General features: G+C 74.1%; 19 protein-coding genes and 1 riboswitch. Of the genes, 6 read left to right on the top strand and 13 right to left on the bottom strand.

Annotated features, from left to right (window positions below; all coding sequences use genetic code 11):
* Positions 1–36 precede the first annotated feature (36 nt).
* Positions 37–1,206: an FAD-dependent oxidoreductase gene (locus AB0H21_RS08550; protein ID WP_358513519.1), complete on the bottom strand. Its 1,170-nt coding sequence runs from the start codon at positions 1,204–1,206 to the stop codon at positions 37–39.
* Between the two features lie 156 nt (positions 1,207–1,362).
* Positions 1,363–1,474, top strand: a riboswitch (TPP riboswitch).
* On the opposite strand from AB0H21_RS08550, the gene thiO reads away from it, so the two are divergent.
* The 4 genes from thiO to pknB all read left to right on the top strand — a co-directional run bounded on the left by thiO (position 1,468) and on the right by pknB (position 5,831).
* Positions 1,468–2,676 (top strand): glycine oxidase ThiO, encoded by a 1,209-nt coding sequence (gene thiO / locus AB0H21_RS08545; RefSeq protein ID WP_358513517.1) that lies wholly within the window; start codon positions 1,468–1,470, stop codon positions 2,674–2,676. (Overlaps the previous riboswitch by 7 nt.)
* A 55-nt stretch (positions 2,677–2,731) precedes the next feature.
* Positions 2,732–2,932, top strand: coding sequence for a sulfur carrier protein ThiS (gene thiS / locus AB0H21_RS08540; RefSeq protein WP_358513516.1), 201 nt, complete (start codon positions 2,732–2,734; stop codon positions 2,930–2,932).
* 69 nt (positions 2,933–3,001) lie between these two features.
* Positions 3,002–3,829 (top strand): thiazole synthase, encoded by an 828-nt coding sequence (locus AB0H21_RS08535; protein ID WP_358513514.1) that lies wholly within the window; start codon positions 3,002–3,004, stop codon positions 3,827–3,829.
* Positions 3,830–3,917: 88 nt separating this feature from the next.
* A complete protein-coding gene (gene pknB, locus AB0H21_RS08530) occupies positions 3,918–5,831 on the top strand; it encodes a Stk1 family PASTA domain-containing Ser/Thr kinase (protein ID WP_358513512.1) in 1,914 nt (637 codons plus the stop codon).
* Between the two features lie 30 nt (positions 5,832–5,861).
* Here the strand turns inward: pknB and alc are convergent, their stop codons facing one another.
* Genes alc through uraD form a run of 9 tightly spaced genes read right to left on the bottom strand, consistent with a single transcriptional unit; the run spans position 5,862 to position 13,897 of the window.
* Positions 5,862–6,890, bottom strand: coding sequence for an allantoicase (gene alc, locus AB0H21_RS08525; RefSeq protein WP_358513510.1), 1,029 nt, complete (start codon positions 6,888–6,890; stop codon positions 5,862–5,864).
* Entirely contained in the window at positions 6,887–8,233 is a 1,347-nt protein-coding gene (allB, locus tag AB0H21_RS08520; RefSeq protein ID WP_358513508.1) for an allantoinase AllB, read from the bottom strand. The genes alc and allB overlap by 4 nt, the downstream gene beginning before the upstream one ends.
* Before the next feature lie 19 nt (positions 8,234–8,252).
* On the bottom strand, positions 8,253–9,410 hold the full coding sequence (locus tag AB0H21_RS08515; RefSeq protein WP_358513506.1) for a glycerate kinase: 1,158 nt from the start codon (positions 9,408–9,410) through the stop codon (positions 8,253–8,255).
* Complete coding sequence (locus AB0H21_RS08510) at positions 9,407–10,798, bottom strand: 8-oxoguanine deaminase (RefSeq protein ID WP_358513504.1); 1,392 nt, start codon at positions 10,796–10,798, stop codon at positions 9,407–9,409. Before AB0H21_RS08510 ends, AB0H21_RS08515 begins: the two co-directional genes overlap by 4 nt.
* A complete protein-coding gene (locus AB0H21_RS08505) occupies positions 10,795–11,268 on the bottom strand; it encodes a (2Fe-2S)-binding protein (protein ID WP_358513502.1) in 474 nt (157 codons plus the stop codon). Before AB0H21_RS08505 ends, AB0H21_RS08510 begins: the two co-directional genes overlap by 4 nt.
* Entirely contained in the window at positions 11,259–12,134 is an 876-nt protein-coding gene (locus AB0H21_RS08500) for an FAD binding domain-containing protein (RefSeq protein WP_358513500.1), read from the bottom strand. The genes AB0H21_RS08505 and AB0H21_RS08500 overlap by 10 nt, the downstream gene beginning before the upstream one ends.
* A 13-nt stretch (positions 12,135–12,147) precedes the next feature.
* Positions 12,148–13,041: a factor-independent urate hydroxylase gene (gene pucL, locus AB0H21_RS08495; RefSeq protein ID WP_358513498.1), complete on the bottom strand. Its 894-nt coding sequence runs from the start codon at positions 13,039–13,041 to the stop codon at positions 12,148–12,150.
* A gap of 2 nt (positions 13,042–13,043) precedes the next feature.
* Positions 13,044–13,367 carry a hydroxyisourate hydrolase gene (gene uraH / locus AB0H21_RS08490; protein WP_358513496.1) on the bottom strand — a complete coding sequence of 108 codons (324 nt, stop codon included), beginning with the start codon at positions 13,365–13,367 and terminating at the stop codon, positions 13,044–13,046.
* Entirely contained in the window at positions 13,364–13,897 is a 534-nt protein-coding gene (gene uraD / locus AB0H21_RS08485; protein ID WP_358513494.1) for a 2-oxo-4-hydroxy-4-carboxy-5-ureidoimidazoline decarboxylase, read from the bottom strand. Before uraD ends, uraH begins: the two co-directional genes overlap by 4 nt.
* Positions 13,898–14,056: 159 nt before the next feature.
* Here uraD and AB0H21_RS08480 point away from each other — a divergent pair, with 159 nt between their 5' ends.
* Positions 14,057–14,929, top strand: coding sequence for a deoxyribonuclease IV (locus AB0H21_RS08480; protein WP_358513492.1), 873 nt, complete (start codon positions 14,057–14,059; stop codon positions 14,927–14,929).
* A 475-nt stretch (positions 14,930–15,404) separates the two neighbouring features.
* Here the strand turns inward: AB0H21_RS08480 and AB0H21_RS08475 are convergent, their stop codons facing one another.
* The 3 genes from AB0H21_RS08475 to AB0H21_RS08465 form a co-directional block, all read right to left on the bottom strand.
* Positions 15,405–16,241 carry a LytTR family DNA-binding domain-containing protein gene (locus AB0H21_RS08475; protein WP_358513490.1) on the bottom strand — a complete coding sequence of 279 codons (837 nt, stop codon included), beginning with the start codon at positions 16,239–16,241 and terminating at the stop codon, positions 15,405–15,407.
* A gap of 73 nt (positions 16,242–16,314) precedes the next feature.
* Positions 16,315–17,505, bottom strand: a complete 1,191-nt coding sequence (locus tag AB0H21_RS08470; RefSeq protein ID WP_358513488.1) for a histidine kinase — start codon at positions 17,503–17,505, stop codon at positions 16,315–16,317.
* 42 nt (positions 17,506–17,547) lie between these two features.
* Positions 17,548–18,156: a molybdopterin-dependent oxidoreductase gene (locus AB0H21_RS08465; protein WP_358513486.1), complete on the bottom strand. Its 609-nt coding sequence runs from the start codon at positions 18,154–18,156 to the stop codon at positions 17,548–17,550.
* Positions 18,157–18,613: 457 nt separating this feature from the next.
* Between AB0H21_RS08465 and aroF the strand changes: the two genes are divergently transcribed.
* Positions 18,614–19,657 (top strand): 3-deoxy-7-phosphoheptulonate synthase, encoded by a 1,044-nt coding sequence (gene aroF, locus AB0H21_RS08460; RefSeq protein ID WP_358513484.1) that lies wholly within the window; start codon positions 18,614–18,616, stop codon positions 19,655–19,657.
* The last annotated feature ends 202 nt before the right edge of the window (positions 19,658–19,859 follow it).

Here is a 19,859-nt window from a genome sequence, read left to right as displayed (position 1 = left end):
CCACGTCGTAGGAGGTCTCAAACACCCCCACAGGGGTCACAAGCAGTCACGCAAGGGTATCGATGGGTCCTTGGCGCGATCTTCGTCCAGCCTTTGCCCGCCCTCAACGATCCGGCGCCCCTGGACGAGGTCGCGTGGGCGGTCCACCGTGAAGATCGCCGCGAGACGGTCGTTTTCGGTCAGCCAGATCGCGGCCCACTTGGGGTCGGACGCCGGGTCGCCGCGCAGCACGAGGCGGGCACCGGTGTGGTGGCCGGCGTACTGGAGCATGCGGCCGAACTGCTCCGACCAGAAGTACGGGACGGGGTCGTACACGGCGGTCTGGCCGAGCAGGGTGGCCACGGCGGTCTCGGGGGCGTGCAGCGCGGTGTCCCAGTGCTCGATGCGCAGGCGGCGGCCGAAGCGGCGCGACCACCAGTTGGCGCAGTCGCCGACCGCGACGACGCGGTCCATGGACGTGCGCAGGTGCTCGTCGACCAGGACGCCGTTGTCCAGCGCGATGCCCGATCCGGCGAGCCATCCGACGGCCGGGCGCACGCCGATGCCCGTCACGACGACGTCCGCGGGGATCCAGGAGCCGTCCATCATCGCGAGCCCGCCCGGGTCGACCGAGCCGACCATGGTGCCGAGCCGCAGCTCGATGCCGGCCTCGGCGTACCAGGGCGCCGTGTGGGCGCCGATCTCGGGGCCGAGGGCGGCGGCCAGGGGCGAGGCGGCGGCCTCGACGACGGTCACCTCGCATCCCGCGCGGCGCGCCGCCGTGGCGATCTCCGCGCCGATCCAGCCCGCGCCGACGATGGCCACCCGCGTGCCGGGGGTCAGGCGCGCCCGCAGGGCCAGGGCGTCGTCGATGGTGCGCAACGTGTACTGGGGCCCCTCGCCGCGCAGCCTGATCGGGGTCGCGCCGGTGGCGATCACCAGCCCGTCGTACTCCAGCTCGCCCTCGGTCGTCTCCACGACACCCTCGCGCAGGCCCTTGGCGGCGACCTCGGTGCGCAGGTCGATGTCCAGGGCCCCGAGATCGGAGTCCACGACGGTCGAGTCCAGGTCGCCGGCCATGACGGCCTTGGACAGGGGTGGCCGATCGTAGGGGCGATGCCTCTCGTCGCCCACCAGAGTGACGCGCCCGTGGTACCCGCGCGCCCGCAGCGCTTCGACACTCCGTACGCCGGCCAGCCCGGCGCCCACCACCACGACATGATTCACAACTTGACAGTAAGCGGCGAGCCGGGTAACCCGCCAACGGCGATTTGGTAACGAATTGGCTCACTACTACACACGCGGGGTGATGAGAACGCTCAAGCGGGTGCGCAACGACGTACCAAGGCAGGAATAGGCACAGCGACAGGAATAGGCTTGTCCCGACAGACGCGCGGGAGTCCGGCGAGACCGGGCTGAGAGGAGGGCTGGCGGCCCTCGACCGCAAAGACCTGATCCGGATCATGCCGGCGAAGGGAGCGAGACCTCATGGTCGACACGGGCGCCGATAGCGGCTCAGCCGGGGCCGCGGACGTCGTGGTCGTGGGCGGCGGCATCGCCGGCCTGTCGGTGGCCTGGCGCGCCGCGGCGGCCGGGCACAAGGTGGTCGTCGCCGACCCCTCCCCCGGCTCGGGGGCCACCCACGCCGCCGCGGGCATGCTCGCCCCGGTGAGCGAGGTCACCTACACCGAGGAGCCGCTGCTGCGCCTCGGCCTGGCCTCGCTGGAGCTGTGGCCCGCGTTCGCGGCCGAACTGTCGGAGGAGTCCGGCCTGGACGTCGACCACCGCGCCGACGGCACGCTGGACGTCGCCTTCGGCGCGGACGACCTGGCCGCCCTGGACGAGCTGGCCGAGTTCATGGGCAAGCTGGACCTGCCCGTCGAACGCCTGACCGGGCGCGAGTGCCGGCGCGCCGAGCCGATGCTGGCGCCCTCGGTCCGCGGCGGGCTGCTGGCCCCGGGCGACGCGTGGGTGGACCCGCGCCGGGTCACCGCCGCCCTGCTGGCCGCGCTGTCGCGCCGGGGGGCGTCCGTGGTGCGCGAGCGCGTGGCCGGCCTCGTGGTCGAGCGCGGCGCCGCGCGCGGGGTGCTCCTGGGGGACGGGCGCGCGCTCGCCGCCGAGCGGGTCGTGCTGGCCGCCGGGGCGTGGTCGGGGACCCTTCCGGGCCTGCCGCCGGAGGTCGCGCCGCCCGTGCGCCCGGTCAAGGGGCAGATCATGCGGCTGCGCGGCGCGCCGGGGTTCCTCGGCCGCTGCGTGCGCGGGGTGGTCCACGGCTCCAGCGCGTACCTGGTGCCCCGCGGCGACGGCGAGATCGTCCTCGGCGCCACGCAGGAGGAGATGGGGTTCGACACCCGCGTGACCGCCGGCGGGCTGTGGGAGCTGCTGCGCGACGCCCGCGAGCTGGTCCCTGGCGTGACCGAGCTGGAGGTGTCCGGCCTCAGCGCGGGCCTTCGCCCCGGAACGCCCGACAACCTGCCCGTGCTCGGGGCGACGGCGATCGAGGGCCTCCTGCTCGCCTCCGGCCACCACCGCGGCGGCGTCCTGCTCGCCCCCCTGACCGCGGGCCTCCTCGCCGCCGAGCTGGACGCGACGCTCGCCGGGTCCGCGTACGAGGACGCGGCGGCGGTCTGCTCGCCGCGCCGCTTCCACCGGGCGGCGCACGGATCGGGGAACGGCACCACCGGCCACCATCGATGACCAAGGAGGGTCGGGGCGCCCCCGGTCCCCGCCAGGGATCCGCCCCGCAACCGCGATGAACGTGACGATCAACGGAAACCCCTGCCGGCTGCCCGAAGGCGCCACCGTCGCCCACGCCGTCGAGGTGCTCACCTCGGCCGTGGCGGGCGTGGCGGTGGCCCTCAACGACGAGGTGGTCCGCCGCGGCGCGTGGGGCTCCACGCCGCTGGGCGAGAACGACCGCGTCGAGGTGCTGACGGCGGTGCAGGGTGGATGACCCCCGTACGACCCAGGTGAGGACTCAGATGAGACCGGCGGGACCGGCGAGACAACGGAGGTGGCACGGATGACGAGCGTGACCGAGCCGAGGACGGCGGACGAGAAGCGCGACGCGGGCCCGGCGGACGACGCGCTGGCGCTCGGCGGCGAGAAGTTCGCCTCACGCCTCATCATGGGCACCGGCGGCGCGCCGTCGCTGGAGGTCCTGGACGAGGCGCTGGCCGCGTCCGGCACCGAGATCACCACGGTGGCCATGCGCCGGCTGGACCCCTCGGCGCGCGGGTCGGTGCTGGACGTGCTGCGCGCGCGGGGCGTCAAGGTGCTCCCCAACACCGCGGGCTGCTACACGGCCGGAGAGGCGGTGCTCACGGCGCGCCTGGCCCGGGAGGCGCTCGGCACGCCCTGGGTGAAGCTGGAGGTGATCAGCGACGAGCGCACCCTGCTGCCCGACCCGATCGAGACCTTCGAGGCCGCCGAGCGGCTGGTCGCCGACGGGTTCGTCGTCCTGCCCTACATCGGGGACGACCCGGCGCTGGCGCGGCGCCTGGAGCAGGCCGGATGCGCCGCCGTCATGCCCCTCGGCTCCCCCATCGGCTCGGGCCTCGGCATCCGCAACCCCCACAACATCGAGCTGATCGTGGAGGCGGCGGGCGTCCCGGTGATCCTCGACGCCGGCATCGGCACGGCGAGCGACGCGGCGCTGGCGATGGAGCTAGGATGCGACGCGGTCCTGCTCGCCAGCGCGGTCACCCGCGCCCGCAGGCCCGGCCTGATGGCCGCGGCGATGAAGCATGCCGTGACGGCGGGCCGTATGGCGCGCCTCGCGGGCCGGATCCCCCGGCGGAGGTACGCTGAGGCCTCCTCACCGGCGATCACGGCCGGTGCGCACGAGTAAGTGGCCCCTTCCAGACGGGAAAACATGTCGGCATCGGTTTGGGATGTGCTTGCCCTCGTCCCGGCAAACCGCCCGTAAACTCACTCCCGTGGACACGACGGTTGCGGACCCCCTCGTAGGGCGAGTGCTGGACGGGCGCTATCGCGTCGAGTCGCGTATCGCCCGCGGTGGCATGGCCGCTGTCTACCTGGCCAGGGACGTGCGGCTCGACCGCACGGTCGCCCTGAAGGTCATGCACCGCTCCCTCGCCGAGGACCCCGACTTCGTGCGGCGGTTCATCGGCGAGGCGAAGTCCGTCGCCAGCCTCTCCCACCCCAACGTCGTCCACGTCTTCGACCAGGGCACCGACGGCGACCACGTCTACCTGTCGATGGAGTACGTCCCGGGGCGCACCCTGCGCGACGTCCTGCGGCAGCGTGGCCGCCTGCCGGCGCGCGAGGCCCTGGAGATCATGATCCCGGTGCTGGCCGCGCTCGGCGCGGCCCACCAGGCGGGCATGGTCCACCGCGACGTCAAGCCCGAGAACGTCCTGCTGAGCGACGACGGCCGCGTGAAGGTCGTCGACTTCGGGCTCGCCCGCGCCATCGACTCGGGCAACCAGACCCGCACCGGCGTCATGATCGGCACGATCGCCTACATGTCGCCCGAGCAGGTCACGGCGGGGGTCACGGACGCGCGCAGCGATGTGTACGCCGCCGGGGTGATGCTGTTCGAGCTGCTGACCGGGCGGCAGCCCTACCAGGGCGAGACCCCGATGTCGGTGGCCTACCGGCACGTCCACGACCGCGTGCCCGCGCCGTCCTCGCTGGCGCCCGAGAGCCCGGCCGTGCTGGACCGGCTCGTGCTGTCCGCCACCGACCGCGACCCGAACCACCGCCCGACCGACGCCACGGCGCTGCTCGTCGCGGCCGTCGAGGCCCACCGCGCGCTGCCGCGCGACCCCGCCCCGGCCCCTCCCCATCCCGTCCCGGCCCCGGCCCCGGCGCACGCGGCGCCCGCCAACCCCACGCTCGTCCAGTCGCGCACCGAGATGCTCACCACGCCGGGGATCGCGCCCCCGCCGCCCGGCCACCGCGAGCGGCGGCGCGTCCGGCCGGTCTGGTTCATCGTCGCCCTGGCCGTGGTCATGACCGGCGCGATCGGCGCCACGGGCTGGTGGTTCTCCGAGGGCCGGTACACCAAGGTCCCCGACCTGCTCGGCATCAACGTGACGGTCGCCAAGGCCGAGGCCGAGAAGCAGGGCTTCAGCGTCAAGATCGGCGAGCCCGAGAACGACACCAAGCTCGGCGAGAACAAGGTGCTGCGCACGGACCCGGAGTCCGGCCGCGAGGTGATCCAGGGCGCGCTCATCACGCTGATCCCGTCCGCCGGGCCGCGCAAGATCGCGGTGCCCAACGTGGTGAACCTCGCCGAGGCCGACGCCCGCAGCAAGATCTCCGAGGCCGGGCTCACCCCAGGGGCCGTCAGTCGCGTGCCGAGCGACACCGTGCAGCGCGGCCTGGTCCTGCGCACGAGCCCGCAGGTCGGCACGCGGGTGAAGGAGGGCGGCACGGTCCAGATCGTCCTCAGCGCCGGTCAGCTCATGCCCGACGTGAGCGAGATGCAGTGCGACCAGGCCGACGCGTTCCTGCGCGGGAAGGGCTTCGTCCCGACGGTCGTCCAGCAGACCGACGACGCCCAGCCCGGCACGATCATCGCCCAGTCCCCCGCCGCGCGCGCCGAGGTCACCGCCGGTCAGGGCGTGCAGCTCACCTGCTCCAAGGGCCCCGACACCGGCTTCCACTGGCCCTGGGAGAACCCGGAGGATCAGAACGAGCAGCCCGGCCAGGCGCTCGTCCCGATCCCGGACGTCCGCTTCAAGAAGGTCGGCGAGGCGGCGGAGGAACTGCGCACGGCCGGTTTCAAGGTCCGCGTCCGCAAGATCGCGGGCTCCGGGGCCGTGGTCGCCGAGAACCCCCTCGGGCAGGCCCCGGCGGGCACCCGCATAACGATCTGGCACTGAGCGTCTCCTCCTGGGAGACGCGGGCCGGGGTCAGGTCGCCGGGACGCCGTGGAGGCGCAGGCGGGCCATGCCGCCGTCGGGGTAAATGTCGAGGCGGACGTGCGAGGCCACGCGGCCGGCTTCGAGGCGGAAGCGGTGGAGGGTGTCGGGCTGAAGGCGGGTGCGGGGCAGGAGCTCGAACCAGTCCGCGTCGTCGTGGGGCCCGCCGCCCGTCAGGTCGGCTCCCCGCAGCGAGGCCGCGCCGGGGGCGTTGTAGACGAGATTGGCGGTGTCCAGCTCGGCGACCTGGATGACGCCCGGGACGGCCAGGCGCACGGTCAGCCAGTCGTTGCCGCCGTCGCGGCGACGGGCGGTCTCCCAGCCCTCGCCCTGGTGCCGGGCGAGCCCGGGGGCGATGACGTTGGCCGGCGAGGAGTAGAAGTCGTCCGAGCAGCCGGTGATCACGGCGCCGTTCTCCAGTGCGGCCAGGTCGATCGTCATCCCCGCGAACATCGCCAGGTCGGGCACGACCTCGCCGTGGACGCGCAGGCGCGACACGCCCCCGTCGGGGAAGATGTTCAGCCGCACGTGCGTGAAGACGTGGTCGCAGGCGACGGGGAACTCGTGCAGCGCGTCGCCGGTCAGGGGGCTCCTCGGCACGATCTCGGTCCACTCGGCGTCGCGCACCTCCTGGACGGACGGGTGCCCGCCGGCCGCGCACGCCTCCACCGAGGCGTAGGGCGGGTGGTTGCCGGTGAACCACGCCGTGTCGACCACCACGCGGCGGACCTTGCCGGGCATGCCGAGGCGGACGATCGCCCAGTCGTGGCCCTCGTCCCGCCGCCGCCGGGTCTCCCAGCCGTCGTAGACCTGGCCGCGCGGGCCGAAGGTCTCGGGCTGGAACACCGGGCGGCCGGGGCGGATCAGCGCCTGCCGCTCGGCGAACGACTCGTCGCTGGCCGCCACCACCGACCCGCCGTACGTGCGCAGCGCGAGGTCGGGCAGGCGCGCGAGCGCCACCAGGCGCGGGGGCCGGGACGCGGAGGCCGGGCCCGGGGACGGCGGGGTGGGTGTGGTCATATGAGCTCTCCGAACGGCGGGGTGGCGTCGGTCACGGGGCGGCCGCGCAGCCAGGTGGCGCGGACCACGCCGGTCAGGGTGCGTCCGTGGTAGGGGGTCACCGGGTTGCGGTGGCGCAGGCGCCCGGCCTCGACGGTGAAGGTCGCGGTGTCGTCGAAGGCGCACAGGTCGGCGTCGTTGCCGGCCGCGATGGCGCCCTTGGCGGCGAGACCGGCCAGGCGGGCGGGGCCGGAGGCCATCCAGCGGGTGACGTCCGCGAGGGTGTGCCCGCGCTCGCGGGCCTCGGTCCAGATCGCGGGCAGGCCGACCTGCAGGGACGAGATGCCGCCCCAGGCCGCGGCGAAGTCGGGGACCTTCAGGTCCGGGGTGGACGGCGAGTGGTCGGACACCACGCAGCTCAGGACCCCGGCGGCGAGGCCCTCCCAGAGGCGCTCGCGGTTGCCGGCGTCCCGGATCGGCGGGCAGCACTTGAACTCCGGGCCGCGCACCTGCTCGGCGGTGAGCGTGAGGTAGTGGGGGCAGGTCTCGGCGGTGATGCGGACGCCGTCGCGCCGCGCCGCTTCCAGGGGTTCGAGGCAGTCGGCCGAGGAGACGTGCAGGATGTGGACGCGGGCGCCGGTCTCGCGGGCGCCGGCGATGACCCGTTCGACGGCCCGGCGTTCCGCCTCGCCGGGGCGCGAGGCGAGGAATTCCGGATATGTCGGGCCGACGGGGTCGGTGAGCAGCACGGGATCCTCGGCGTGCACGATGAGCAGCCCGTCGAACGACGCGATCTCGCGCATGGCCTCGGCGAGCCCGGCGGCGTCCAGCGGCGGGAACTCCTCCACCCCGGAGGGCGACAGGAAGCACTTGAACCCGTACACCCCGGCCTCGTGCAGCGGCAGTAACTCATGAACGCTCCCGGGGACGGCCCCGCCCCAGAAGCCCACGTCCACGGCGCACCGCCCCCGGGCCGCCGCCCGCTTGACGGCGAGCGCCTCGGGGTCGACCGTCGGGGGCAGCGAGTTGAGCGGCATGTCGACGATCGTCGTCACCCCGCCCGCCGCGGCGGCCCTGGTGGCGGTGGTGAATCCCTCCCACTCGGTGCGGCCGGGCTCGTTGACGTGCACATGGGTGTCCACCAGGCCGGGCAGCAGGCACACGTCCCCGAGATCGGCATGGTCGGTGTGCTCGCCGGCGGCGGCCGGGTCGTCGTACGCGAGCACCGCGGCGATCCGGCCCGCGCGGACGGCCACCGCCGCGGGCCGCTCCCCGCCGGGGAACACCACCCGCCGCGAGCGCACGATCAGGTCGAACGGCTCGTCCTCGGGCGTCCCGTCTCCGCTCCAGCCGGACATGGTCATCGCGCGCTCCCGCCTGTGATCATGTACAGGGGTCCCCCAGGGGGCCGGGGGACGGCTCGGGGAGCCAGTCGGCGGCCACGGTGGCGGCGAGGCTCTGCAGAAGCGGCCCGGCCTGCGCGATGCAGCGGGAGACGTCCTGCTCGATGTCGGTCAGGGCGAAGGCGGACCGGATGCCGGCGCGGCTCAGCTCCTCGGCCGTGAGGGCGCGCCGGCCGCAGACGGCGACCACCGGCACCCCGGCCTGGGCGGCGGCCGCGGCGACGCCCATCGGGGCCTTGCCGCGCAGGGTCTGGCCGTCCAGTGAGCCCTCGCCGGTGATCACGAGCCGCGCGCCGGACAGGCGCTCGGAGAACCCGAGCAGGTCCAGCAGCAGGTCGATGCCGGGCCTGAAGCGGGCGCCGAGGAAGGCCAGGGCCGCGAAGCCCACCCCTCCCGCCGCCCCCGCGCCCGGCTCGTCGCGGACACGCACGCCCAGCTCGGCCTCGGCGACGTCCGCCCAGCGGGCCAGGCCCTCCTCCAGGAGGGCCACGCCGGCGGGATCCGCGCCCTTCTGCGGCCCGTACACGGCCGCCGCGCCCTCCGGGCCGAGCAGGGGGTTGTCCACGTCGCCGGCGACGACGAACTCGACGCCCCCGGGGCGCTCGAAGCCCGACAGGTCCAGGGCGCGCAGCCCGGTGAGGGCGCCGCCGCCGGGGGGCAGTTCGCGGCCCCGCGCGTCCAGCGCCCGTACGCCGAGGGCGCGCATCATGCCGGAGCCGCCGTCGGTGCAGGCGCTGCCGCCGATGCCGAGCACCACCCGGCGTGCGCCGTGCCGGACGGCCGCCGCGATGAGGTCCCCGGTGCCGTGGCTGGTGGCCGTGAGCGGTTCGAGGCGCCCGCCGGGCAGACGGTGCAGGCCGGAGGCCTCGGCCAGCTCGACCACCGCGACGCCCTCCCTGAAGGCGTAGGACGCGGTGACGGGCTCGCCGGTCGGCCCGGCGGCCTCGGCCTCGACGCGCGCGAACCCGGAGGCGACGGCGGCCTCGACGGTGCCGTCCCCGCCGTCTGCCACGGGCACGCTCACGACCGCGACCTCCGGGCGGGCGGCGCGCAGCCCCGCGGCGACGCGCGAGGCGACCTCGACCGCGCTGAGCGAGCCCTTGAACTTGTCGGGGGCGACGAGCACGTGTCCCGTCACGAGTGGACCTGCTTGCTCACGGTGAATCCCCTTTCGGCGGCCAGCCGGGTGAGGCGGCGGTGTGCTTCGGCGCCCGCGCGGCCGGCCACATCATGGGGTACGGTGCGCAGCTCGCCGTCCTGGACGATGGTCTCACCGCCCACCAGGACCCGGGCGACCCGGGGGGAGCCTCCGAAGACCAGCGCGCACAGCGGGTCGGCGACCGCCGCCGCGAAGCCGTCCACCCGCCACAGGACGATGTCGGCCAGCTTGCCCGGCTCCAGGGAGCCGATCTCGTCCTCGCGGCCGAGGCAGCGGGCGCCGCCGAGCGTGCCGATCTCCAGGGCCTGGCGTGCGGTGAGCGCCGTCGGGCCGTACCGGGCGCGCTGGAAGAGCAGGGCCTGGCGCATCTCGCCCGCGAGCGGTGTGAGCTCGCTGGAGGCGCTGCCGTCCACGCCGAGCCCGACGGTGGCCCCGGCGCGCAGCATCTCCGACACGCGGGCGATGCCAGCCCCGAGGCGGCCGTTGGAGCTCGGGCAGTGCGCCGAGCCGGTGCCGGTGGCGGCGAAGCGGCGGATGTCGCGGTCGTGCAGGTGGACGGCGTGGGCCACCCAGACGTCGGGGCCGAGCCAGCCGAGCTTCTCCATGTAGTCGACGGGTGTGCAGCCCATCTGCGCCAGGCAGTGCTCTTCCTCCTCCGCGGTCTCGCAGAGGTGGGTGTGCAGGCGCACCCCCTTGGCGCGGGCCAGCGCGGCGGACTCGGTCATCAGGTCGGCGCTCACCGAGAACGGCGAGCAGGGCGCGACGGCGACGCGCAGCATGGAGCCGGGCGAGGGGTCGTGGTAGGCGTCCACGGCCTCGGCGGTGGCGGCGAGGATCTCGTCCAGGCTCTCGACGACCTCGTCGGGCGGCAGCCCGCCCTGGGAGACGCCCCGGTCCATGGAGCCCCGGCACGGGTGGAAGCGCAGGCCGACGTCGCGGGCGGCCTCGATCTCGGCGGCGAACAGGTCGCCGCGGCCCTTGGGGAAGATGTAGTGGTGGTCGGTGGTCGTGGTGCAGCCGGACAGGGCGAGCCAGCCGAGCCCGGCGGTGGCCGCGCCCGCGACGATCCCGGCGTCCATCGCCGCCCACACCTGGTAGAGCGCGGTCAGCCACTCGAACAGCGTGGCGTCCTGGGCCACGCCCTGGGAGGCCCACTGGTAGAGGTGGTGGTGGGTGTTGACCAGGCCGGGGGTGGCCAGGCAGCCGGAGCCGTCGATCCGCGTCGCGCCGGGGACGTCCGGGGCCGGGCCGGGGCCCAGCGAGGCGACGCGGCCGTCGCGGACGTGGATGTGGCCATGGGCGATGTCCGGGCCGACGACGGGCGCGACGGCGACGTTCTCGATCAGGACGTCCGCCGGAGGGGTCACCTGCGGCCCGCCTTCCGCGCGGCGGCCAGGCGGACGGCGTCCAGGATCTTCTCGTACCCGGTGCAGCGGCACAGGTTCCCGGCCAGCGCCTCGCGGATCTCGGCGTCGCCGGGCTCCGGGACCCGGGCGAGCAGGTCGTGGGCCTGGACGAGCAGGCCCGGCGTGCAGAAGCCGCACTGCACCGCCCCGCACTCCAGGAACGCCTCCTGGAGCGGGTCCAGCCGGTCGCCGTCGGCGAGGCCCTCGACCGTGCGCACCTCGCGGCCCTCGGCCTGCCCGGCCGCGACCAGGCACGCGCAGACCGGCACGCCGTCGAGGTAGACCGTGCAGGAGCCGCACTCGCCCTGCTCACAGGCGTTCTTGGAGCCCGGCAGGCCGACGCGCTCGCGCAGCACGTACAGCAGGCTCTCGCCCTCCCAGACCCCGTCGACGGCCTCGGCGCGGCCGTTGACGGTCAGGTTCACGCGCATGCCTCCACCTGCTTCCGGTAGTCGTTCCACGCCCAGGTGAGCGTGCGGCGGGCCATCACGGCGACGGCGTGACGCCGGTAGGCGGCCGTGCCGCGCACGTCGTCGATCGGCGAGGCCGCCCCGGCCGCCAGCTCGCCGAACCGCGCCCGCGCCCGGGGGTCGAGGGCCGCGCCGCCCGTCCAGTCGAGCTCGGCGGCGAGGAACTCCTCGGCGGCGTGGGCGCGGCGCGGGGTCGGGGCGGCCGAGCCGATGCCGGTGCCCGCGCGCCGCTCCTCCGGGTGCAGGGCGAGGGCGAAGGAGCACACGGCGATGACCATCGCGTTGCGGGTGCCGACCTTGGAGAAGTACTGCGGGCCGGCGGCCGGGGCCATCCAGAAGGCGCGGATCAGCTCGTCGGGGGCGAGGGCGTTGCGCTTGACGCCGAGGTAGAACTCGGCGGCGGGGATCAGCCGGGTGCCGCGCGCCGCCGACTCGGCCTCGACGACGGCGTCCCCGGCCAGCAGCGGCGGGTGGGCGTCCCCGGCAGGGGAGGCGGCGCCGAGGTTGCCGCCGACCGTGCCCCGGTTGCGGATCTGCGGCGAGCCGACCGTGCGGGAGGCCTGGGCCAGGCCCGGCAGGGCGTCCCCGAGCTCGGCGACGACCCGCGCGTACGGCACGCCCGCGCCGACGCGCAGCCGTCCGTCCGCCGCCCGTTCCCAGGTGGCGAGCTCGGGGATCGCGGTGAGGTCCAGCAGCGCCCCTGGGCGCCGCACGTCGAAGTTGATCTCCACCATGACGTCGGTGCCGCCCTGGATGGGCACCGCGTCCGGCCGGTCCGCCCGGGCGGCGAGGGCCTCGGCCCAGGTCGCGGGTCGCAGGAAGTCCATCAGCGCTCCCCCGCTAGTCCCAGGCCGGGCCGGCGTCCGGCGCGGCGTCGTCCAGCACGGTCCCCTCGATCAGCCCGTACGGGCGGTCGGCGGCGTAGTAGACCTCGTTGTCGTTGTCCAGCCCGAAAGGCGAGAGGTCGACGAGGAAGTGGTGCTTGTTGGGGAGGGAGAGCCGGATCTCGCAGACCTCCGGGCGGGTCTCCACCACCCGTGCCCCCATGGCGTACAGCGTCTGCTGGAGCGACAGGCTGTGGGTGCCGACGAAGGCCTCGATCAGACATCGCCGCACCTCCTCGTGGGACTCCCCGAAGTCGTAGTTTCCGAGCGTATCCGGAGAAGTCCGGCCGTCCGGCGGCGCGGTGTGGCGCCAGCGGGCGGTCACGGCGGTGGCGAGGACACGGTCGGCGGCCGGGGGCAGGGTGGTGTACTCGTCGCGGGCGAAACCGTGGAACTCCGAGCCCGTCGTGTTCAGCAGCACCAGCCCCTCCAGGCCGGAGACCACCGTGGTCGTGCCGTCCCGGTCGTGGTGCACCACGCAGGTGCGGACCTCGCCGGAGGACCGCGCGAACGAGTGCGGGCCGCGCCGCTCCCAGCCGTACTCCTCGACCGACACCCGCGCGTGGTGGATCGCCGGCTGGGAGCCGACGAAGTGGCGGGCCAGCAGCGCGGCGAACTCCTCGATCTGGGTGATCCCATGCTTCTTGGCGAAGGCGTAGACGGTGTTCTTCTGGGAGTCGGTCGGCAGGACGGCGGCGTTGTCGCCGGTCAGGTGGACGTCGCGCATGTCGCCGGACAGCGCGACGCCCACGTTGCAGTCCTTCAGGCGGTGGACCTCGCCGTCACGGGTGACGCGGACGACGCGGGTCTCCGCCTTGCCGTAGCGGTTCGGTCCGAGCACGGCGGTCATCGCTAGCTCCCACGGTAGGTCGAGTAGGCGTACGGGCTGAGCAGCAACGGCACGTGGTGGTGCTCGCCGGGGTCCTCGACAGCGAAGGTGACGACCACCTCCGGGTAGAACGCCTTCACGCCCCGCGCGGCGAAGTAGGCGCCCGTGCCGAACACCAGCCGGTGGACGCCTGCGCCCGGCTCGCCGGCGGGCAGCCAGTCGCGCAGCCGGCCGTCCGCGTCGGTGACGCCCTCGGCGATCAGGCGGTCTCCGCGGTGAAGGGCCACGGCGACCCCCGCTGCGGGCCGGCCGACGCTCGCGTCCAGGACGTGGGTGGACAGGCTCATCGGCCCTCCCCCTGCCCGGCGAGCAGCTTGGCGACCCGCAGCCTCGTGATCGCGGCCAGCTCCTCCCGGACGACCGCCCGCTCGGCGGTCTCGTCGTTGCCCAGCCGTCCCTCCAGGCGGTCCAGCATCTCCGCGGCCGTCAGGCCGGTGGCGCAGACGAGGTAGACGTGACCGAACCGCTCCTCGTACCGCGCGTTGCCCGCCGCCAGCCCCGCGAGCACCTTGCGGCCGGCCCCGGCCGTGCCCGCCTGCTCCTGGCGCGACCAGGACGCCTCGCGCCCCGGCCCGCCCGCCCGCTCGCCGACGCGCGGGTGGGCCTCCAGCGCCTCCCGGACGTCCGGCCAGGCCAGCGCGCGCACCGCGCCGACGGCCGCGGCGGTGAGCGCGGCCTCGTCGTCGTACGGCCGCCCGGCGACGACCGCGCGGGCGAAGGCACGCGAGGCGCAGCAGGCGAGCAGTTCGCGCTCGGCCTCGGGCGGGGTCAGCGCGTTGAAGCCCGCGAGGCCCTCGGCGGGTGTCACGTTCGGCATGGGAGCAAGTAGACCTTCGACGGCGGCGCGGGTCCAGCGGCAGGAGCTCCCAAGCGGGCCAACGCCTCGCCACGAGTTTTCGTGTCATGCTCCAAGTCATCGGCGAGAGGCCCGCGTACGGGCAGGTCACCACGCCGTCTCCCCTAGGCTGTGGCCATCATGACCGCACCTTTCCCACCCTCGAACCCCTCTACCAGCCCTCTGATCGGCGGCCACGTCCTGGTCGCGGGCGGCCTCGCCACGGGCGGGCTGAAGTACGCGGCCGACATCGAGGCCGAGGTCGTCCAGGTGTTCGTGACCAACCCGCGCGGCTGGGCGCTCAACGACGGCAAGCCCTCGGAGGACACCGCGCTGCGCGAGTCGCCGCTGCCGGTGTTCGTCCACACGCCCTACCTCGTCAACGTGGGGTCGCCGAACGCCGAGGTGCTGCAGAAGTCGCTCCAGTCGATCCGGCACGCGCTGCGGCGCGGCGCGGAGGTCGGTGCCCTCGGCGTCGTCGTGCACACCGGGTCGTCCGTCACCCAGTCCCGCGAGGACGCGCTGCGGCAGATCCACGACCAGCTGCTGCCCGTCCTGGAGGAGATCCCCGACGACGGCCCCGACCTGCTGCTTGAGCCGATGGCCGGCCAGGCCAACATGCTGTGCGCCACCGTGCAGGACCTCGGGCCCTACCTGGAGACGCTGGAGTTCCACCCGCGCGCGAACGTCTGCCTGGACACCTGCCACGCCTTCGCCGCCGGCCACGACCTGGCGGCGCCGGGCGGGGTGACGGCCATGATGGACGCGCTCCACGCGATCGCGCCGGGGCGGCTGAAGCTGCTGCACGCCAACGACTCCAAGGATCCCTGCGGCTCGGGGCGCGACCGGCACGAGAACATCGGCAAGGGGCTGATCGGCGCGGCGGCGTTCGGCGAGCTGCTGGGCCACCCGGCCGCGGCCGAGGTCCCGCTGTGCATCGAGACCCCCGGCAAGGTCGAAGGCCACAGGAGCGACATCCGGCTGCTGAAGGGCCTGCGCGACGGGCACGCCTGAGCCGAACGCCCCAGGGAGCCGGCGGCGCGTGCCGTCCGCCCGGGGTGCGGCGGGGTGTGGCGGGGTGTTCGCCGGCGTGATCCGGCCGCCCCCCTTGGGCCGGATCACCGCGTCGTCCTGGACGCCGGATGGCGAACACCCCGCCCCGCCGAGACCGACGGGCCCTACCCCCCGGTGAGGGCCCGGCGGCCCAGGGCGGCGGCCGCCTGTTTCACGCGCAGGTGCGGAAACCAGGCGGGCGCCGTCGGGTTCGCGTGTCCGGGGTGGGTCCGGCCCCCTCGGGCCGGACATCTCCCCCGGTCACGCACTGTGGTCTTTCGCTGCGGACGACATTACGTTGGGTCATCGGCGCCGTGCGGCCACTTGGCGGCCGTCTCGCCGAGCGGTCACTGGCCCGCGCCATGCGGACCGCCAGACCACGACGAACGGTGTCCCGGCGTCGCCGAGCGGCGGTACGGGGGCTCGCGGCGCGCGCTCACGGCCGGTGCGACCCGGTTTCGGGGCCCGGCGGAGAAACCTGCCGGGGCACGCTGCCGGGCGGGGGCGCCTGCCGGGGGTCCTGCGGGCCGGGCGGCGGGGTGCGGAACTGCCGGACGAGTTGCTCGCGGACGCGGCGCGTGTGCCGCCGGCTCACGGGCAGCGTCGTGGCACCCACCCGCAGAACGATGCGTCCCTCGTCGAAGCGCATCTCGGTCACGTGCCGCGCCGACACCAGCGTGCTGCGGTGCACCCGGATGAACCCGGAGGCGGCCCAGCGCCGCTCCAGGGCCGCCAGGGACATGCGCACCAGGTGCGTCCCCTCGGCGGTGTGCAGGCGCACGTAGTCGCCGCTGGCCTCGGCGTAGGCGACGGCGTGCTGCGGGACGAAACTGGTGCGCCCGCTGAGCTCGACCGGGATCACGTCGTCCATGGGCGCCTCGACCACCTGCGGGCCGTACACCGCCGACTCCAGGCGCCGCACGGCCTCGGCGACGCGGTCGGGGCGCAGCGGCTTGAGCAGGTAGTCGACGGCCTCCAGCTCGAAGGCCTGCACCGCGCGGTCGTCGTGCGCGGTCACGAACACCAGCCGGGGCGGGCTCGGGAACGCGCCGACGAGCCGCGCGAGGTCCAGCCCGTCCAGGCCGGGCATGCGGATGTCGAGGAAGACGCCGTCGAGCCGCTCGCCGGCGCCGATCATCGCGACCATGTCCTGAAGCGCCGCGACCCCGTCCGGGGCCGTCAGCACCTCCTCGACACGGCTGTCCTGCCGGAGAAGGTAGGCGAGCTCCGACAGCGCGTGCACCTCGTCGTCGACCGCCAAGACACGGAGCATGGCCCTTACGCTGCCGCCCGGACGGGCTCGCGGGCAAGACCCCTCTTCACTTTGTGCGGTTGATCGACTGCGGTTAGTCATGACTTGGGCGCATTTTCGGCACGCGCATGCGCACCGTCGTCCCCTCGCCGGGCGCGGTGTCGATCGTCAGCCCGTATTCCTGGCCGTAGATCTGGCGCAGCCGCACGTCCACGTTGGCCAGGCCGATGCCGCCGCTGTCCCCGCTCGGCGGCTCGCCGTCGAGCATCTCGCGCACCCGGTCCGGCTCCATGCCGGCGCCGTCGTCCTCGACGGTGATGTGCACCTCGCAGCCCGCGTCGCGCACGACGACGTTCACCTCGCCCGTGCCTCCCCTGCGGCGGATGCCGTGGGTGATGGCGTTCTCGACGAGGGGTTGCAGGCACAGGAACGGCACGGGCACCGGGAGCACCTCGGGGACGACGTCCACGGCGTAGCGCAGCTTCTCGCCGAACCGCGCCCGCTCCAGTAGCAGGTAGCGGTCGACGCAGGTCAGCTCGTCCGACAGCGTGGTGAAGTCGCCGGCGCGGCGCAGGGCGTGCCGGGCGAAGTCGGCGAAGTCGAGCAGCAGCTCGCGGGCGTGGTCGGGCTCGGTTCGGGTGAACGAGGCGATCGTGGCCAGGGAGTTGCAGACGAAGTGCGGGGAGATCTGCGCCCGCAGGGCCCGCGTCTCGGCGGACAGGGCCCGCCGCCGCGTGGCGTCCAGCTCGGCCAGTTCGAGCTGGCCCGACGCCCACTGCCCGACCTCGGTCGCGGCCCGGACGAGCGCGGCGTCCACGTCGGGGTCGTAGACGGCGAGTGCGCCGATGACCCGCCCGTCCACGGTCAGCGGGACGACGACGGCGCTGCGGACCGCGCAGTCCTCGGCCTCGCAGAACAGCTCGTCGCCCGCCACCAGGTAGGGCCGCCCGCCCGCCAGGACACCGTGGACGTGGCCGAGCAGGTCGCGGGTGTGCGCCTCGGTGGGGGGCTCGCGGGCGCCGTCCCAGGCCAGCACCTGGTCCAGGGACGTCACCGCCAGCGCGGAGGACCCGACCAGGGAGCGCAGGTGGCGTACGGCCCTGCGGGCGGAGTCACGCGCCAGCCCGGCGCGCAGGTAGGGGGCCGTCATGGCGGCGAGGTGCAGGGTGGCGAAGGTCGCGTCCTCCCGGGGGGCGCCTCCGCGGGCGGCGGCGCCGCGGCGGCCCAGGCCGTAGGCCACGAGCCCGCTCAGGACGCATAACAGTACCCAGCCGGTATCGAGCATGCGGGCAACCGTAATCGGTCACGTAACGTGATCGTGCCCGAACTACGAAGGACCGTCCCCGGCATCCTCCTGGTAGGAGTACCGCTGCTCGCGCCAGGGATCGCCCACATTGTGGTACCCGCGTTCCTCCCAGAACCCGCGCCGGTCCTCGACAAGATATTCCACCGCGCGCACCCATTTCACGCTCTTCCATGCGTACAGGTGTGGCACGACGATGCGGACCGGGTGGCCGCGCTCGGGAGTGAGCGGCTTGTCGTCCAGTTCCATGGCGAAGAGCGTGGAATCGCAGGCGAAGTCCGACATGCGGAGGTTCGCGCTGTAGCCGTACTCGCCCCAGACCATGACGTGCCTGACGCCCGCGTCGGGCGGGACCGCGCTCATCAGGGTGCCGGCCGAGACGCCGCGCCACTCGTTCCCCATGAGCGAGAACTTCGTGACGCAGTGGAAGTCGGCCAGAACCGTCATCCGCGGCAGGGCCGAGAACTCGGGCCAGCTGAAGCGGGTCTCGTCGCCGGAGGCGGTCGCCCCGAAGACCATGAAGCTCCACCGCTCGGGCCGGAACTGCGGGACCCGGCCGTAGTGGATCACCGGGCGGCCACGTGGGACGTACTGCCCCGGGGGCAGTCGGGACTCCTCGCTAGGATCCGGCACGCAGCAATCCTGCCATCGCGCCGGTAACCGCGCGTCATCGGCACCCCTTCAGCCATGAACGAGGACGTCACGCGTGCCTTCGCGTCAGGTGGACACCATCTCGCGGCAACCGCCCCCTTCAGCCGGCTTCTGATAGCCGGCTTCTGATAGAGGTGAACCCGGAACCGGGTGTCCACGCCCCGGGAATGCCGGAGGGGCGGGGAGGGGCCGGGGCGGTCTTGGGCATGCGCTAGACTCCTCGGCATGCACGCAGCGCAGTGGTTTTGGTATGGCGACGGACCCGTGGAGGTGACCGTTCGCCGTCAGACGCCGCGCTGACAGGTAGACGTCGGTCGAAGGCCCCGGGTCCGCAGGGATCCGGGGCCTTCGCCGTTCCCGGGCCCGCGCGGGCACCGGCCGCCGAGATCACAACGGACCAGCACGACAAGCGGGTACAACGCCAGAAGGGGCACCCACCATGGTCATCGTCATGAATCCGGACGCCACCCGCGACGACGCGGACGCCATCGTCGCGCTGATCGCCGCGGCGGGCGGCGAGGCGTTCGTCAGCCGCGGCGTCAGCCGCACGATCATCGGGCTCGTCGGGGACGTCACCCACTTCGAGACGCTGAACCTCAAGAGCATGCCCGGCGTGGCGGACGTCGTGCGCATCTCGACGCCGTACAAGCTCGTCAGCCGGGAGAACCACCCCGAACGATCTACCGTGCGGGTGGCCGGGGTGCCGATCGGGCCCGACACCGTCACCCTGATCGCCGGGCCCTGCGCGGTGGAGACACCCGAGCAGACCCTCGAGGCCGCGCTCATGGCACAGGCGGCGGGGGCGACGCTGCTGCGCGGTGGCGCGTACAAGCCGCGCACCTCGCCGTACGCCTTCCAGGGCCTCGGCGAGGCGGGCCTGCGCATCCTCGCCGACGTGCGCGCCGAGACCGGGCTGCCGATCGTCACCGAGGTCGTCGACGCCCACGACGTCGAACTGGTCGCCTCCTACGCCGACATGCTGCAGGTCGGCACGCGCAACGCGCAGAACTTCGCGCTGCTGCAGGCCGTGGGCGCGGCCGGGAAGCCGGTCATGCTCAAGCGCGGCATGAACGCCACCATCGAAGAGTGGCTCATGGCGGCCGAGTACATCGCGCAGCGCGGCAACCTCGACATCGTGCTGTGCGAGCGGGGCATCCGCACGTTCGAGACCGCAACCCGCAACACCCTGGACGTCTCGGCGGTGCCGGTGGCGCAGCGGCTGTCCCACCTGCCGGTCATCGTCGACCCGTCCCACTCGGGCGGGCGGCGCGACCTGGTGCTGCCGCTCACCCGCGCGGCGGTCGCCGTCGGCGCCGACGGCGTGATCATCGACGTCCACCCCCACCCCGAGCAGGCCCTGTGCGACGGCCCCCAGGCCCTGATCCGCGACGACCTGGAGGAACTGTCCCGAGTGATCCGCGCCTTCGCCCCCCTGATGAACCGCACCCCGGCCACCCCCGCGGAACCGAGCCTGGTCGCCTAGGAGACCCGCCCGTCGTTCGCAGACGCCGACGTCCATCGTCCCCATGAGCCGGTGACCCCTCGCCTTACAAGCGAGGGGTCACCGGTTCGATGTGCACGCGCGGAGATACCGACTCCCAATGCTGGGCCCCCCGACCGATCGAAGGAGGTCCGCCCCGGGGCGGGGATTCTCGTTGGACCCACGCCTCCCGGGACGAAATCCA

It is taken from the genome of Sphaerisporangium sp. NPDC051011 (assembly GCF_040653595.1).
In the GTDB taxonomy this organism is placed as follows: Bacteria; Actinomycetota; Actinomycetes; order Streptosporangiales; family Streptosporangiaceae; genus Sphaerisporangium.
Note: the sequence above shows the minus strand (reverse complement) of the source record. Positions and strands in the feature narration are given on the sequence as shown.